The organism is Cupriavidus sp. GW823-FHT06D04 (genome assembly GCF_058795055.1).
In genome coordinates this window covers 44,896-60,297 of record NZ_JBXAHL010000031.1, presented here as the reverse complement: position 1 = coordinate 60,297, position 15,402 = coordinate 44,896, and the positions used below count along the sequence as shown (strand labels likewise).

Here is a 15,402-nt window from a genome sequence, read left to right as displayed (position 1 = left end):
ACGAACCAGCCGTGCGCAACCGCCACGGCAGGGTCAGGTGATCAGGGATGCAGCACGGGCGCAAGGCTTGCCCGGGCCGCTAGTCGTAATGGGCAAATGGGGCGTGCGAGTCCATCCAGTCATAGTGCGCCGATGCAGCGGCCCATGCCCAGTTGGCTCGCTTTGGCGACGGCTGGTCCCGATCGCCATGCTCGCTTCGATTCTGGCCGGCAAGCGGCTGATCGCCATCTCCGGCAAGCTCGCGGCTGTGCCCGCGGGCTCCGTTTCTTCCGTAGTACATCGTGGTGCCTTCCTCTTCAAGACCAGGTTCGCCTGCCCGCGACGCAGCGCGATGGCCAGGGCGACGGCAGGTTTGCAGGCGCGATGAAATACGCGCCCATCCCGGCCTGCTGCCGCAAGAAGCGGGCCACGGCCGATTCAGGCCCCATCCCTTTGATTTAGTGGAGGATTTTCTTCCGAGGCCAGCCTATCGGATTTCAGAAATGAAATTTTTCATTTCATCGATGCCGCGGCCAATGCGCGATGCAGCACCTATGCCGCGCGGCAACCGATAGTGCCAGCGTGGGCAACGTGGCCAGGTCGACGACACCCGCCCGGCCACGAATGCCAGGCCTTCAGCAGGCCGCGGGCTGGGGCGAAGCCAGTGCGCAGTATGCGGGGGCACCGGCCTTGGCCATGCGGGCGCAGTACGCGGGATCGTCCGCCCTGGCCATGCGGGCGCAGTACGCCGGCTCCTCCGCCTTCGCCATGCGTGCGCAGTACGCCGGTTCTTCCGCCTTGGCCATCCGTGCACAGTACGCGGGCTCCTCCGCCTTCGCCATGCGCGCGCAGTACGCGGGTTCTTCCGCCTTCGCCATGCGCGCACAGTACGCGGCCTCGTCAGCTGCTGCCCGGGCACAATATGCGGCAGACGTCAGCGGGCTGCCGAATTCGCGCATGCTCAGCGCATCGCTCGCCGCGGCCATTTGCAGGAGGCGGGCCTCATCCTCCGGGCCATCGATGCCAACGTAGGGGTCGTGGTGAAGGACATAGCCGAAGATGCGCTCGCAATCGCTGGCATAGCGCCTGGTGTCCAGGATGTGGGCATGCCAGAAGGCATCCACCTGCTCGCTGGGGACGGCGGGCGTGTCCGGATGCTTCGCCGCCAGCTTGAGGAATTGCCGGTAGCCGCTCTCCGCCTGCTCCAGCGATTCTGGCGACCAGTGCGCATACTTCTGGTGCAGCAGCTTGGCCTTCATCCTGGAAAAGTCCAGGGCGTCGATGGCCTGCCACATGATTTCAATAGTACGGACCTGCATGATTCATGCTCCCATTTTTATTTGACTGCCTTTTATTGGACTTGCATAAGCGCGCGCCGGATTGCCGGCAGTCAGGCGCGCAGCGGTTGCGGCCCGTGCTCGATAGCGGGGCCGTTCTCCATGCGGCTGGCGAGGAAGGCAGTGATCTTCGCCGGCGGCAGCGGATGGCTGAAGTAGTAGCCCTGCACCTCGTCGCAGCCTTCGCGGCGCAGGAATTCGAGTTGCACCTCGTTCTCCACGCCTTCGGCGACCACTTCCAGGCCGAGCCGGTGGCCGAGCCCGATCACCGCGCTGGTAATCTGCGTGTCGCTGCGGCTTTCCGGTACGTAGCGGACGAAGCTACGGTCGATCTTGACCGTATCGATCGGGAAGCGGCTCAGGTAGGCAAGTGAGGAATAGCCGGTGCCGAAGTCGTCGATCGCCAATCGAACGCCGGTGCGCTTCAGGCGCGAGAGCCAGCTGGAAGCCTGTTCGGCATCGCGCATGATCATGCTTTCGGTGAGTTCCAGCTCCAGCAGGTTGCCAGGCAAGGCCGCTTGCCGCAGGGCATCGATAATGGTCAGCCTGAGCGACTTGTCGGCAAACTGCCGTGCCGAAAGATTGACTGAAACACGCACCGGCGGCAGCCCCTGCGCGCGCCATGCGGCATTCTGCCGGCACGCTTCGCGCAGCGCCCAGGCGCCGATCTCGACAATGGCGCCGCTCTGCTCCGCGAAGGGAATGAAATCTCCGGGCATGACCAGGCCCAGTTCCGGGTGGCGCCAGCGGATCAGTGCCTCGACCGCCGTGCACGCTCCCGACGCGAGCGCAATGCGCGGCTGGTAGTAGAGGATGAATTCGTTCTGCTCGAGCGCGCGGTGCAGGTGCGTCTCCATGTCGATGCGCCGCTGCAGGGACGCGCTCATGCCCCGGCAGTAGAACTGGTAGCCGTTCTTGCCGAGCTGCTTGGCACCGTACATGGCCAGGTCGGCATGCTTGAGCAGGGTCTGCCAGTCGCTGCCGTCCTCGGGGAAGGAGCTGATGCCGATGCTTGCCGTCATGCGCAGCTCCGACTCGTTGACGACGAAGCCTGGCGCGAGCGCAGCCTGGATCCTGGCGATGGTCCGCTCCAGGAGCGTCGAATCGCCCTTGGGGTCCAGCAGCACGACGAATTCATCGCCGCCGAAGCGGGTGATCAGCTCCACCTCCTCCAGACTCCCGCGCAACCGGTCGGCCATCTCGCGCAGCACGATGTCGCCGGCGTTGTGGCCGATCGTGTCGTTCACGACTTTGAACTCGTCCAGGTCCACGAAAATGACATGCAGCGCCTGGTCGCTCGCGCGGGCACGGGTCAGCGCCTGCTCGAACTCGGCCTTGAACATGAGGCGGTTGGGCAGGCCGGTGAGGGCATCGTGATTGGCGAGGAAGCGCAGGTTCTCCTCGGCCTGGCGCCGCAGCAGGAAGTGCCCGGTCTGATTGGCAATGCCGCCCGCCATCGCGAGCGCATGCGTATCGGGGCTGCGCTTGCTGCGGGAATAGAGTTCGACCACGCCGAGCGTCACGTGCCCCCTGCTCAGCGGGAAGGCGAACACCGTCCGGATGCCGCCCGCGTCGAGCCACCTGGCTTGCGAATGCCGGGCCATCGCGCTCCGGCTTGCATACCATTGCGGCGCCTGCAAGACCGCAGCGCCGGCCGGCCCTGCGGGGCGCTCGGCGAACCAGGGCTGCAGCACCTTGACGCGGGCCAGGTAGACCGGTGGCAGCTTCAGCCCCTGGCTGTCATCGCCCGGCCAGAAGGCACCCGCCTCCCAGTCCATGCCTTCGAGCAGCGTGTGGACAATCTCCTCCAGCACCTCGGTTTCGCTGGTGGCGGTGGCCAGGTGCAGGGCAATCTGGTGTTCCTGCATCCTGGCCTGCTCGGCGGACTTGCGCTGGCTGATGTCCTGCGCGGTGCCCCGCAGCACGGCGCTGTCCGCCGCCCCATGCGCGTGGCCGATCAGGTGCAGCCAGCCCCGCCGCCCGCGCCGCGAACGGTAGGGGCACTCGAACTCGAACGGCTGGCGATCCTGCAGGGCTACCCGCATCCTTTCCTGCAGCACGGCGCAATGGCCGGCGTCGATCGCCTGGAACAGCGCTTCCGGAGTCGGTTTGTCGCCGCGCAAGCCCAGCAGGCGCGCCATTTCCCGGGAAAAATGCGCGATGTCCTTGTCCAGGTCGATGCGCCAGTCGCCCAGGCGGGCAATCTGCTGCGCCTCGGCCAGCGCGGCCTGGCTGTCGCGCAGGCTGTGCGTCATCTGGTCGGCCACGGCCACGGCGCGCGCCCGCGAACTCGACAGCGCATAGGCCAGCCACCCCAGCAGCACGCTGATGATCAGGCCGGAAATCACCACCAGCGCCGGCAGGTAGCGCTGGGGACCACTGATGGCCTTGGCATCGGCAGCAAACGCGATTACCCAGCGCCGTCCGCCGAAATTCCGCACCACGCTCTTGACCAGATCATGCTGGGCCGGGGCCGCCTGGCCGTCCGCCAGTGCCGTCGCGCCACGCGCGGCACTGGCGTGGACTGCGCTGCCGCCAGCGCCCCGGCTGCGCTCCCCGACCGCCAGGCCGGTCAGGCTGTCATAGAGCAGGTTGGCGGCGGAGGACGGGACCGCCGCCTCCGCGAAGTCTCCGGCGTCATGCACGCGGAACCGGATCCGGCGCAGGTTCTCATTGCTGACCAGGTCCTTCAGCAGGTCACCCACCCGGATCCCCGCGCCAACCGAGCCGACATAGGCGCGTCGGCGCGCTTCCACGGAATCCAGGTCGGGCACCTTGCGGTACACCGGCAGGCGCAGGGCGATGCCCACATGCGGGTTCTTTGCCTCGCTGAAGATCAGGCGCCCGCTGCTGACTGACTCCCCGGTATCGCGCGCGCGTTCAAGCGCAGCCAGGCGCCGTGGCTCGGCGCCCATGTCGATGCCGATCGACGCCAGGTTGATGTCGAGCGGCTCGACATAGGTCAGCACGAAATGGCCCGGCCGCCGGCCGGGGGGCCGCACGTTAAACGTCACGCCCGCCTCGCGCAGGATCGGATCGCTGCGCTGCCGGGCGACAAAGGCGTCGATCTCGGCCGCCGGCACGTACGGCGCGTAGTTCAGCGTCTGGAAACCGGGATAGCGCTGCGGCAGGTTCAAGCCGCTGACGAAATCGCGAAACTCGCCGCGCGAGACATGGTCGCTGGCGCCGAACAGCGCCTGCATGGTCACGAGTACATCGGTATAGAGGCGGATCCGTGTATCGATCTGCTGGATCACATCGCCAGTATCGTTCTCAAATCGCAGGCGGACGTCCTTTTCCAGCAGGTCGGTGCAGAACGCATAGACGACAGCCGTCGTCATCACGCCAAGCAGCAAGGTGCCCGCGGTGATGGTGCGCGACCCAAGGCGTCCAAGCGGGCGCAGCGCGCGCGCAAGCGTCTGGCGCAAGATTGTTCCCCCCCGGATGTCGATGGCAGCCATGCGGCTGAGCGGCCGTCACCAACGACTGATGCTAATAGTGCACTTATTGGCTGGGGTTCTATTCGGAATCCAGCCTCTTATATGTATTAACAATCTATAACAAACGGGGAAAAACGGGCCCTGATTATCGCCGCGTAAACACCCAACTTAAGTGGGGTGGCAGTTTAGGGGGACAGTGGCCTGGCTTGCTAGCCGCAAGCGCAAATAGTGACTCCGTTCGCGAGTTATCCAGGCACGCGCTGGCCGTGGGCTTCGAAATCAGATCAACGGCTTTAACGGGAGCATCTGCAGAAACTGGCGCTCTTTCGTCGCCAGATTGCGATATGGACTTCGAGGGTGGAATCGTTGGCGCCGCTCTACGCAACGGCACGAGCAGCAGCAGAGAAGTGGCGGGTGTCTGCTCGCACAGCAGGAATCCGGACCCGCAAAAAACAAAACCCCGGAAGACCGCGATCTTCCGGGGTTCGCCGCCATTTCTGGCGGAGACGGAGGGATTCGAACCCTCGATCCAGGTTTTGGCCCGGATGCTCCCTTAGCAGGGGAGTGCCTTCGACCTCTCGGCCACGTCTCCCAAACTTGCGTTGCGTGAGGGAGCCACACAACGAAGCGCGTATTCTAGCGGCGCCGCACGTGTTGGTCAACGAAAAATCGATCACTCAACACAAAAACCGCGGTCCCGCCAGAAGTGTTCACGAACGGATCACGCCTGTTCCAGTTCGAAGGCCTTGTGCAGCGCGCGCACGGCCAGTTCCATGTACTTCTCGTCGATCAGCACCGAGATCTTGATTTCCGAGGTGGAGATCATCTGGATGTTGATGCCCTCTTCCGACAGGGTGCGGAACATCTTGCTGGCGATGCCCACGTGCGAGCGCATGCCCACGCCCACCACCGATACCTTCGACACCTTCGGGTCGCCCGACACGCTGCCGGCGCCGATGTGCGACTTCACGCCGTCGTTCAGGATGGCCAGCGCGCGCTGGTACTCGCCGCGCGGCACGGTGAAGGTGAAGTCGGTCTTGCCGTCGACGGACTGGTTCTGGATGATCATGTCGACGTCGATGTTGGCGTCGGCGACCGGGCCCAGGATCTGGTAGGCGATGCCCGGCTTGTCCGGCACGCCCAGAACGGTGATCTTGGCTTCGTCACGGGCAAAGGCGATGCCGGAGATGACGGCTGCTTCCATGGTGGAGTCTTCCTCAAAAGTGATCAGCGTGCCCGAGTGCATTTCCTGCTCGAGCGGCATAAGCGGGTCGGTCAGCGACGACAGCACGCGGGTCTTCACGCGGTACTTGCCGGCGAACTCCACGGAGCGGATCTGCAGCACCTTGGAGCCGAGGCTGGCCATTTCCAGCATTTCTTCGAAGGTGATCTGGTCCAGGCGGCGGGCGTCTTCGACCACGCGCGGGTCGGTGGTGTACACGCCATCGACGTCGGTGTAGATCAGGCACTCGTCGGCCTCGATGGCGGCGGCGATGGCCACGGCCGAGGTGTCCGAGCCGCCACGGCCCAGCGTGGTGATGTTGCCGTCGTCGTCGATGCCCTGGAAGCCGGTGATCACGACCACGCGGCCGGCGTCGAGGTCGGCCAGGATGCGCTCGTCGTCGATCGATTCGATACGGGCCTTGGTATAGGCCGAGTCGGTCTTCACCGGCACTTGCCAGCCGGTGTAGCTGACCGCGTCGATGTCTTCGCCGTGCAGCGCGATGGCCAGCAGTGCCACGCTGGCCTGCTCGCCAGTCGAGGCGAGCATGTCCAGTTCACGCGGATTGGGCTGCGGCGAAATTTCCTTGGCGAGTCCCAGCAGGCGATTGGTCTCGCCCGACATGGCCGAAGGCACCACGACTACGCGGTGACCGGCGCGGTGCCACTTGGCCACGCGCTTGGCGACATTCTTGATGCGTTCCGTGGAACCCATCGAAGTGCCGCCGTATTTGTGAACGATGAGAGCCATCTTCTTGTCGACGCCAGCGATTATGCAAAGCCCTTGAAAATACACGAACAAGCCCCGTGAGGCAAGGCGGGAGCGGGGTTCGGGCTGCAGATCGGAAGTGATGCCGGCGGCGATCCGGGAGCTTCAGTGCGTCGGCATCGCCACTGCCGGCGGCCGCGGATGCCATTCGACGCACCAGCGCGGCGCTGCCGGGGCGTCCGGCCAGCGGCGGTGCATGCCCAGGCCGGCGGCCAGCACCAGCGTATCGCCAGACCACAGCAACGGCAGCCAGGCGCGGCGCCAGGCCGGGATGCCGGCTTCCTGGCAGGCCTGCTTCAGGGCCCGGGCCGGGCCGCCCGGACGCAGCACGATACGCTCGCCGCCGCTGCGGGCGGCCAGGCGCAAGGGCTGGCGCAGCACCGCTTCGGGCACGCCGAAGGTGTCATCGCGGAAGAAATGGAGTTCGCCGCGCCAGGCTGACACGACGATGCGGGCCTCGCCGCGCCAGTCCAGCGTCACGGGTGCCGGCGCAGCGATCGGTGGCGGCGTGCAGGCCAGCACGCGGTCGCGGAAACGGCGCAGGACCAGCCCCTCATGCGCGATCGCGGGCTCGCCGCCAGCGTGGGTGACCAGTTGCTCGCGCATAGCCGCCAGCCGAGCGGTGGACGGCGCGCGCACGCCGAGGTCGCGCAGCCAGAAGCGCAGCACGGCATCGGCATGTGCCACGGGCAAGGCGCGCAGCCCTGCCAGGTCGAGTTCGGAAAGCGTGTCGGCATCGCGGCCGGGGCGCGCCAGCGCCGCCAGCGAGGCGGCTGCCAGTTCGTCGATCAGTGCGCCTGCCTGGGCGAAATGCGCGGCCGCCTGCACCACATTGGCCGACAACGCCGGAAAGGCCGCCACCAGCGCCGGCAGGTGCGCGCGCAAGGCATTGCGCGCATAGCGTTCATCGGCATTGGACGGGTCGTCGACCCACTGCAGTGCGTTGGCCGCGCAATAGGCCTCGATCTCGGCGCGGGCCACATCCAGCCAGGGGCGCAGCAGCATCACGCCGCTGCGCTCGTCCAGCGGGCGCAGCGCTGGCATGCCAGCCATGCCGGCCACTCCAGCGCCGCGGAACAGCCGCAGCAGCACGGTCTCGACCTGGTCGTCCTGGTGGTGGGCAAACAGCAGCAGGCGCGCGCCGCTGTCGGCGCACATCGCCGCCAGCGCGGCATAGCGCGCGCGGCGCGCAGCCGCTTCCACGCCCTCTCCCGCTTCGGGCTGCACCGATACCCGCCGCACGAAATAGCCGACCTGCCACTGCGCGCACAGCGCGGCGCAGAAGCGGTCCCAGTCGTCGGCATCCGCCTGCAGGCCGTGGTGGACATGCAGCGCCACCACGCGCGCGCCAACGCCCCACTCCGCCGCGGCCGCGCGGGCGGCATGCAGCAGCGCGACCGAATCGCGACCGCCCGACAGGGCCACGGCGATCGTCGCCGCGCCCGTGCCGCCGCCAGAAACAACAAAGGCCGCACCGGCCTGTAGGGCCTGTGCGACCTTGTCGGTCAGCCGGGCGGACGGTTCAGTCCTGGGTGCCGGTTTCCTTGAACTTGCCATAGGCGAGCAGGCGCTCGTAGCGGCGGGCCTGCAACTCCTTCACGCTCATGCCCTGGAACTGGCGCAACGACTCGGCCAGCGAGCGCTTGAGCATCGCCGCCATGCCCTTGTAGTCACGGTGCGCGCCGCCCAGCGGCTCGCTCACGATCTTGTCGATCAGGCCCAGCGCCTTCAGGCGGTGCGCGGTCAGGCCCAGCGCCTCGGCGGCTTCCGGTGCCTTCTCGGCCGTCTTCCACAGGATCGAGGCGCAGCCTTCGGGCGAAATCACCGCGTAGGTGGCGAACTGCAGCATCTGCACCACGTCGCCCACGGCAATCGCCAGCGCGCCGCCCGAACCGCCTTCACCGATGATGGTGGCGATCAGGGGCACCTTCAGGCCGGCCATCACGTACAGGTTGTGGCCGATAGCCTCTGACTGGCCTCGCTCTTCGGCATCGATGCCGGGGAATGCGCCCGGGGTGTCGACGAAGGTGAAGATCGGCAGGCCGAACTTGTCCGCCAGCTCCATCAGGCGCTTCGCCTTGCGGTAGCCCTCGGGCTTGGGCATGCCGAAATTGCGCATGGCGCGCTCTTTCGTGTCACGGCCCTTCTGGTGGCCGATGACCATGCACGCCTGGCCGTTGAAGCGCGCCAGGCCGCCGATGATCGAAAGATCGTCGGCAAAGGTGCGGTCGCCGTGCAGCTCGTGGAAATCGGTAAAGATCTCGCGCACGTAGTCCAGCGTATAGGGACGCTGGGGGTGGCGGGCAATTTGCGCAACCTGCCACGGGGTCAGGTTGGCGTAGATGTCTTTGGTCAGCTGCTGGCTCTTGCCGGCCAGCCGCGAAATCTCTTCGGAAATATCAACAGCCGAATCGTCCTGCACGAAGCGCAGTTCTTCGATCTTTGCCTCAAGTTCGGCAATGGGCTGCTCAAAATCCAGGAAGGTGGTTTTCATAAAATCACACGTACCTGTCTGTGAAGGGGCGCATTCTACCGGAATTTGGTCGCTATCTTAGCGCCTGCCAGATAGCCCGGACTGCACCTGCCACTAAATTTTCTTTCTGCGATGCCTAATACGTCACTGGCAACGGGTCGAGACTGCGCCACATATACCACGTCGCCACGGTTCGCCACGGCTCCCAGTTGGCCGCGACTTCGCGCGCCTCGCTGCGGGTGACGGGTTCGCCGCTGAAATAGTTGGCGGAGATTGCGTTGATCAGGCCGATATCGTCCAGCGGCAGCACGTTGGGCCGCATCAGGTTGAACATCAGGAACATCTCCGCGGTCCAGCGGCCGATGCCGCGGATCTGCGTCAACTCCGCGATCACGGCTTCGTCGTCCATCTGCGCCCATTCGGCGACATGCACCATGCCCGCCTTGAAGTGGTCGGCCAGGTCGATCAGGTATTCCCCCTTGCGCTTGGACAGGCCGCAGCCTGCCAGCTTCTCGGGACCGGCGCGCAGGAACTGGGCCGGGGTGAGCTTGGGGCAGAGCGTATGCAGCCGCTCCCACACCGACTGCGCCGCCTTGACCGAGATCTGCTGGCCCACCACCGCGCGCGCCAGCGTGACGAACGGATCGCCACGCGACACCAGGTGCGCCGGGCCGTAGGTCGGGATCATCTTGCGCAGTATGCGGTCACGCTTCATCAGGTCGGCGCAGGCTTCGTCCCAGTAGGCGGGGCGCACCGCATCGATGACGGTTTCGACCGGCAGCGGCACCGCATCCGCCTCGGGCAGCACGGCCTTGGCGTTGCGCGTGCCCCTGGCCGCGTCCTTGCCATCCGGCAGCGGCGCCTCGCTGGCGCCAGCCTTGCCCGGGCGCGGACCGGCCGCCTTCGCCCGGCCCCTCGTAGCGGGAGACGTGGCCGGCGGCGTGGCGGTGGCGGGCTTGCGCGCGGCAGCGTTCAAGCACGCCTCCACTCGGTGGCACCGCCCGGCTTGTCTTCCAGCACGATGCCCGCTTCCAGCAGTTGCGCGCGGATGCGGTCCGCTTCGGCAAAGTTGCGCTCCAGCTTGGCGGTCTTGCGCGCGGCGATCAAGGTCTCGATCTGTTCCGGCGAGATGCCGTCGTCGGACCTGCCGCCTTGCAGGAAGGTATGCGGATCGCGCTCGAGCAGGCCCAGCGTGCCCGCCAGCGCCTTGAGCTGGCGCGCAGCCGCGGTCGAGCCGGTGCGGTTGATCTCGCTGGCCAGGTCGAACAGCACCGACATCGCGATCGGCGTGTTGAAGTCGTCGCCCATGGCCTCGGCAAAGCGCCTGGCGTGCGGCTCGTCCCAGTCCACCGCGCAGCCGCCCGGCTGGCTGTCCTTGAGTGCCGTGTACAGGCGTGTCAGGGCGTGGCGCGCATCGTCCAGGTGCGCGTCGCTGTAGTTCAGTGGGCTGCGGTAGTGCGCGCGCAAGATAAAGAAGCGCACGACCTCAGCGTCGTACGACTTCAGGACCTCGCGGATGGTGAAGAAATTGCCAAGCGACTTGGACATTTTTTCGTCGTTGATGCGCACGAATCCGTTGTGCATCCACATATTGACGAAGGGCTTGCCGCTGGCGCCTTCAGACTGCGCAATCTCGTTCTCGTGGTGCGGGAACTGCAGGTCAGCCCCGCCGCCATGGATGTCGAAATGCTCGCCCAGCAGCGTGCAGCTCATGGCGGAGCATTCAATGTGCCAGCCCGGGCGGCCGGCGCCCCACTTCGAGTCCCACTTGCTCTCGGGCGGCTCGCTGGCCTTGGCGGACTTCCACAGCACGAAGTCGAGCGGGTCCTGCTTGGCGTCGTTGGCGCTGACACGCTCGCCGGCGCGCAGGTCTTCCAGCGACTTGCCCGAGAGCTTGCCGTAGCCGTCGAACTTGCGCACCGAATAGTTCACGTCGCCGTCGCTGGCCTGGTAGGCCAGGCCCCTGGCTTCCAGCTTGCCGATCATGTCGAGCATCTGCGGCACGTAGTCGGTGGCGCGCGGCTCGTGGTCAGGGCGGATCACGCCCAGCGCGGCGGCATCCTCATGCATGTACTGGATAAAGCGCGTGGTCAGCTCGCCGATGGTCTCGCCGTTCTCGGCCGCGCGGCGGATGATCTTGTCGTCGATGTCGGTGATGTTCTGCACATACGTCACCTCGTAGCCGGCGGCACGCAGCCAGCGGTGCACCATGTCGAACACCACCATCACGCGAGCGTGGCCAACGTGGCAATAGTCGTACACCGTCATGCCGCACACATACATGCGGACCTTGCCGGGTTCGATTGGCACGAATGGCTGTTTCTCACGCGCGAGCGTGTTGTAGATGTTCAGAAGCTGCATGAAACGAAGTGAGTGGTGAGAGGAGACTGCCGGGGTTCGCACAGCAGGCAGCGCGGGCCGTGGCGCCGGTTGCCCGGCGCCTGGCAGGCCGCCGGCGGCAACGCGGTCACTGGCGCATTTCCGTCGCGCCCCATATCTTACCGGAAGGCGGTGCGCAGGTTGCCTCCGGCACCGCGCAGCCAGGCCGCGCGAGATGCCGCGCCTGCCGCCCCGATGGCATCGCCCTTCGTGCCGGACTTGCCGCTTTGCTAGAATGCCGCGGAGTATAACGGACCTGTCCTCAATGAGCCTGCCGCTGCCCTCCCCGTGTTCTGCCATGTTCGCCGCCCCCGCGCGCCGACGCGGCCATCGCGCCGTACTGCCCCTGCTGGCCCTGGCCGCCGCGCTGGCGGCCCCTGCCTACGCGCAGAACGGCCCGCTGTCGCTGGCCGCGCCGACGGCGCCGGCCGGTGGCATCCAGTCGACCGACCCTGGCATGAGCGAGGCCCAGCAGGCCGCCAACGCGCGCCGCTACGACGAAGCCATCAAGGGCTTTGACCGCGTGCTGGCCGCCAACCCGCGCAATGCGCAGGCACGCTTCCAGCGCGCCTGGGCTCTGGCCCAGTCCGGCCGCGAGGACGCCGCCATCCAGGCCTTTACCGAAATGGCGCAGGACTTCCCGGAACTGCCCGAGCCCCACAACAACCTGGCGCTGCTCTACGCCAAGCGCGGCGACCTGAAGCGCGCCGAGGCCGAGTTGCTGCTGGCCACCGAAGTCAAGCCGGGCTTCGCCATTGGCTACACCAACCTAGGCGACGTCTACCGCCGCCTGGCCGAGCAGGCCTACACCGAAGCGCTGCGCCGCAATCCGGGCGATGCCCGCGCCAGCACCGGCCTGCGCCAGCTGAACCCTGATGCCGCGTCGCCGGCGGCGCCCGCCGGCACTGGCCGCAAGGCGACGCCAGCGCAGCGCCAGGCACCTGCCAGCGCCCCTGCGGCCAACTGACGGCCACCCATTCCAAGGTCCGGGCGCGGCGCGCCCGGACCATGTGCATCCAGACTTACCGGAGTTCCTTCATGATCCGTTCCCGTCGCATCGTCCTGGCCGGCCTGACCGCAGGCGCCCTGGCACTGTCCTCGTTCAGCGCGCTGGCGCAGCAAAAGGCCGCCGAACGCGTCCAGTTCGCCACCAGTGCCGGCAAGTTCACCATCGAGCTCTACCCCGAGGCCGCGCCGAAGACCGTCGCGAACTTCCTGGAATATGTGAAGAGCGGCTTCTACAGTGGCACCATCTTCCATCGCGTGATCAATGGCTTCATGGTGCAGGGCGGCGGTTTTGACCGCGACATGAAGGAAAAGCCCACCCGTGCGCCTATCCCGCTGGAAGCCCGTAGCGGCCTGAAGAACAAGGCCGGCACGGTGGCCATGGCACGCACCAGCGACCCCAACTCGGCCACCGCGCAGTTCTTCGTCAATGTGGTGGATAATTCGAATCTCGACTACCCGCAGCCGGACGGCAACGGCTACGCCGTCTTCGGCAAGGTGGTGGAAGGCATGGAGACGATCGACAAGATCAAGAGCGTGCCGACCACGGCCTACGGCCCCATGCGCAATGTGCCGGCCGCGCCGATCGTGATCGAGTCGGCCACCGTCGTCAAATAATTACCGAACAGAGGAAATCCCATGTCCAAGGTCCAGCTCCACACCAACCAGGGTGTCATCACCATTGAACTCGACGCCGAAAAGGCCCCGAAGTCGGTCGAGAACTTCCTGTCGTACGTGCGCAAGGGCCACTACGACAACACCATCTTCCACCGCGTGATCAAGAACTTCATGGTCCAGGGCGGCGGCTTCGAGCCCGGCATGAAGCAAAAGGGCACCGACGCCCCGATCGAGAACGAAGCCGGCAACGGCCTGAAGAATGACCGCTACACCGTGGCCATGGCGCGCACCAACGCCCCGCACTCGGCCACCGCGCAGTTCTTCATCAACGTGGTCGACAACGACTTCCTGAACTTCTCCTCGCCCACGCCGCAGGGCTTCGGCTATGCCGTGTTCGGCAAGGTGGTGGAAGGCACCGACGTGGTCGACCAGATCAAGGGCGTGCGCACCGGCAGTTCGGGCTTCCACCAGGACGTGCCGCTGGAAGACGTGGTGATCGAGAAGGCCGTCATCGTCGAGTAAGCCGATGCCTGCCGATTGCGGTTCCGTGCGCATCCACGTGCCGGCATTCCCCTTCCGACACCGCGCATGACCGCAATCCCCCACACGCCGGTGGCCGGTCCCTTCGAGGCACAGGCGCCGGCGTGGTTCATTTCAGACCTGCACCTGACGCCTGGCATGCCCCGCACGCTGGCGGCCTTCGAGCGCACGCTCGAGCGCGCCGCGCAGCACGCGCGCACGCTGTTCATCCTGGGCGACTTCTTTGAATTCTGGATCGGCGACGAAGAAACCGACTCGCCCTTCGCGCAGCGCGTGACCGGCGCCCTGCGCGCACTGGCCGCGCGCGGCGTGGCCGTGTATTTGATGCACGGCAACCGGGACTTCCTGCTGGGCAAGCGTTTCGCCAGCGCGGCCGGTGCCAGCCTGCTGCCCGACCCCACCGTGATCCACTGTGCCGGCCAGCGCGTGGTGCTGAGCCACGGCGACATGCTGTGCATCGACGACGAACGCTATAACCGCTTCCGCCGCTGGACCCGCAAGGGCTGGGTGCAACGCGTGTTCCTGGCACTGCCGCTTAGCGCGCGTCTGTCGATCGCCCGCAAGCTGCGGGCAGACAGTGAAGGCAACCGCGCCAGGCAGTTGAGCGCGGGTGCGCCCGTGCCGGTGATCTATGGTGATGTGGCGCCCGCCGCCGCGGCCGAGTTGCTCGGCGCCGCCGGTGCGTCGCTGCTGGTGCATGGACACACGCACCGCCCGGCACGGCATGAAGAAGCCGCCGGCGTGCGCTGGGTGCTCACTGACTGGGACCTGGACGGCGCCCATCCGCGCGCCGCGGTGCTGCAACTGGATCGCGACGGCTTCCGCCTGTTGCCGCAGACGGACTGAGCGACAGCGCCGGCCCGGCCCCTGCCCCGCTCACTTCATCAGCCTGCGCAGTTCGCTTGCGTCGAAGGGATCGTTCGGCGTGTTCTCCAGGTGTTCGCCAAGCCGGTCGAGTGCGGCCAGCACCGCCTCGATGCGGTCGTGCTGGCGCCCCGCATTGTCGATCAGGCTCTTGAGCGCCAGCGACACCGGATCGTCCGCATTGGGCGTGATGCCGTAGGCCGAGAACTCCTGCTTGGCACCCTGCTGCGCCGATGGCGCATCCGGCAGGATGATACGGGCCGGGATGCCCACGGCAGTCGCGCCCGGCGGCACCGGCTTGAGCACCACCGCGTTGGAGCCCACGCGCGCGCCGTCGCCCACCACGAATCCGCCCAGCACCTTGGCGCCCGCGCTCACCACCACGTTGGCGCCCAGCGTGGGGTGCCGCTTCTGGCCCTTGTACAGCGAGGTGCCGCCCAGCGTCACGCCCTGGTAGATGGTGCAGTCATCGCCGATCTCGGCGGTCTCGCCGATCACCACGCCCATGCCGTGGTCGATGAATACGCGCCGGCCCAGCTTGACCGCCGGATGGATTTCGATGCCGGTGAAAAACCGCGCCCAGTGCGAGATCCAGCGCCCCAGCCAGTGGAAGCCCGCGTTCCAGCATCCATGCGCAAAGCGGTGGAACACCACGGCATGCAGGCCGGGGTAGCAAGTCAGCACCTCCAGGCGGCTGCGCGCGGCGGGATCGCGCAGCATGATCGTGTCGATATCTTCCTTCAGGCGAGAGAACATCTTGGTCGTGTCGTGTTGCCG

13 protein-coding genes and 1 tRNA gene are annotated in these 15,402 nt (G+C 66.6%); 5 read left to right on the top strand and 9 right to left on the bottom strand.

What is annotated here, in order from left to right; translation table 11 throughout:
* The first annotated feature begins 187 nt into the window (after positions 1 to 187).
* Complete coding sequence (locus AC1Q7H_RS29215; protein WP_013956238.1) at positions 188 to 367, top strand: hypothetical protein; 180 nt, start codon at positions 188 to 190, stop codon at positions 365 to 367.
* Between the two features lie 247 nt (positions 368 to 614).
* On the opposite strand, the gene AC1Q7H_RS29210 is transcribed toward AC1Q7H_RS29215, so the two are convergent.
* The 8 genes from AC1Q7H_RS29210 to cysS form a co-directional block, all read right to left on the bottom strand.
* Positions 615 to 1,298: a glycine-rich domain-containing protein gene (locus AC1Q7H_RS29210; RefSeq protein ID WP_153954362.1), complete on the bottom strand. Its 684-nt coding sequence runs from the start codon at positions 1,296 to 1,298 to the stop codon at positions 615 to 617.
* Positions 1,299 to 1,369: 71 nt separating this feature from the next.
* Positions 1,370 to 4,777, bottom strand: coding sequence for a bifunctional diguanylate cyclase/phosphodiesterase (locus tag AC1Q7H_RS29205; RefSeq protein WP_153954363.1), 3,408 nt, complete (start codon positions 4,775 to 4,777; stop codon positions 1,370 to 1,372).
* A gap of 477 nt (positions 4,778 to 5,254) precedes the next feature.
* Positions 5,255 to 5,348 (bottom strand) — tRNA-Ser (locus AC1Q7H_RS29200).
* A 129-nt stretch (positions 5,349 to 5,477) separates the two neighbouring features.
* On the bottom strand, positions 5,478 to 6,728 hold the full coding sequence (locus tag AC1Q7H_RS29195) for an aspartate kinase (RefSeq protein ID WP_010808959.1): 1,251 nt from the start codon (positions 6,726 to 6,728) through the stop codon (positions 5,478 to 5,480).
* 123 nt (positions 6,729 to 6,851) lie between these two features.
* Positions 6,852 to 8,303 (bottom strand): tRNA lysidine(34) synthetase TilS, encoded by a 1,452-nt coding sequence (tilS, locus tag AC1Q7H_RS29190; RefSeq protein WP_228772438.1) that lies wholly within the window; start codon positions 8,301 to 8,303, stop codon positions 6,852 to 6,854.
* Positions 8,269 to 9,240 (bottom strand): acetyl-CoA carboxylase carboxyltransferase subunit alpha, encoded by a 972-nt coding sequence (locus AC1Q7H_RS29185; protein WP_010808961.1) that lies wholly within the window; start codon positions 9,238 to 9,240, stop codon positions 8,269 to 8,271. Before AC1Q7H_RS29185 ends, tilS begins: the two co-directional genes overlap by 35 nt.
* Before the next feature lie 115 nt (positions 9,241 to 9,355).
* On the bottom strand, positions 9,356 to 10,195 hold the full coding sequence (locus AC1Q7H_RS29180; RefSeq protein ID WP_013956234.1) for a DNA-3-methyladenine glycosylase family protein: 840 nt from the start codon (positions 10,193 to 10,195) through the stop codon (positions 9,356 to 9,358).
* Positions 10,192 to 11,580 carry a cysteine--tRNA ligase gene (gene cysS / locus AC1Q7H_RS29175; RefSeq protein WP_013956233.1) on the bottom strand — a complete coding sequence of 463 codons (1,389 nt, stop codon included), beginning with the start codon at positions 11,578 to 11,580 and terminating at the stop codon, positions 10,192 to 10,194. Before cysS ends, AC1Q7H_RS29180 begins: the two co-directional genes overlap by 4 nt.
* Before the next feature lie 283 nt (positions 11,581 to 11,863).
* Here cysS and AC1Q7H_RS29170 point away from each other — a divergent pair, with 283 nt between their 5' ends.
* The 4 genes from AC1Q7H_RS29170 (at position 11,864) to AC1Q7H_RS29155 (ending at position 14,607) form a co-directional block, all read left to right on the top strand.
* Entirely contained in the window at positions 11,864 to 12,565 is a 702-nt protein-coding gene (locus tag AC1Q7H_RS29170; RefSeq protein WP_153954364.1) for a tetratricopeptide repeat protein, read from the top strand.
* 71 nt (positions 12,566 to 12,636) lie between these two features.
* Complete coding sequence (locus AC1Q7H_RS29165; RefSeq protein ID WP_153954365.1) at positions 12,637 to 13,221, top strand: peptidylprolyl isomerase; 585 nt, start codon at positions 12,637 to 12,639, stop codon at positions 13,219 to 13,221.
* A 21-nt stretch (positions 13,222 to 13,242) separates the two neighbouring features.
* Entirely contained in the window at positions 13,243 to 13,743 is a 501-nt protein-coding gene (locus AC1Q7H_RS29160) for a peptidylprolyl isomerase (RefSeq protein WP_013956230.1), read from the top strand.
* Positions 13,744 to 13,809: 66 nt separating this feature from the next.
* Positions 13,810 to 14,607, top strand: coding sequence for a UDP-2,3-diacylglucosamine diphosphatase (locus tag AC1Q7H_RS29155; RefSeq protein ID WP_013956229.1), 798 nt, complete (start codon positions 13,810 to 13,812; stop codon positions 14,605 to 14,607).
* A gap of 30 nt (positions 14,608 to 14,637) precedes the next feature.
* Here AC1Q7H_RS29155 and cysE read toward each other — a convergent pair whose 3' ends face one another.
* Positions 14,638 to 15,381 (bottom strand): serine O-acetyltransferase, encoded by a 744-nt coding sequence (gene cysE, locus AC1Q7H_RS29150; protein WP_035825307.1) that lies wholly within the window; start codon positions 15,379 to 15,381, stop codon positions 14,638 to 14,640.
* Positions 15,382 to 15,402: the final 21 nt, after the last annotated feature.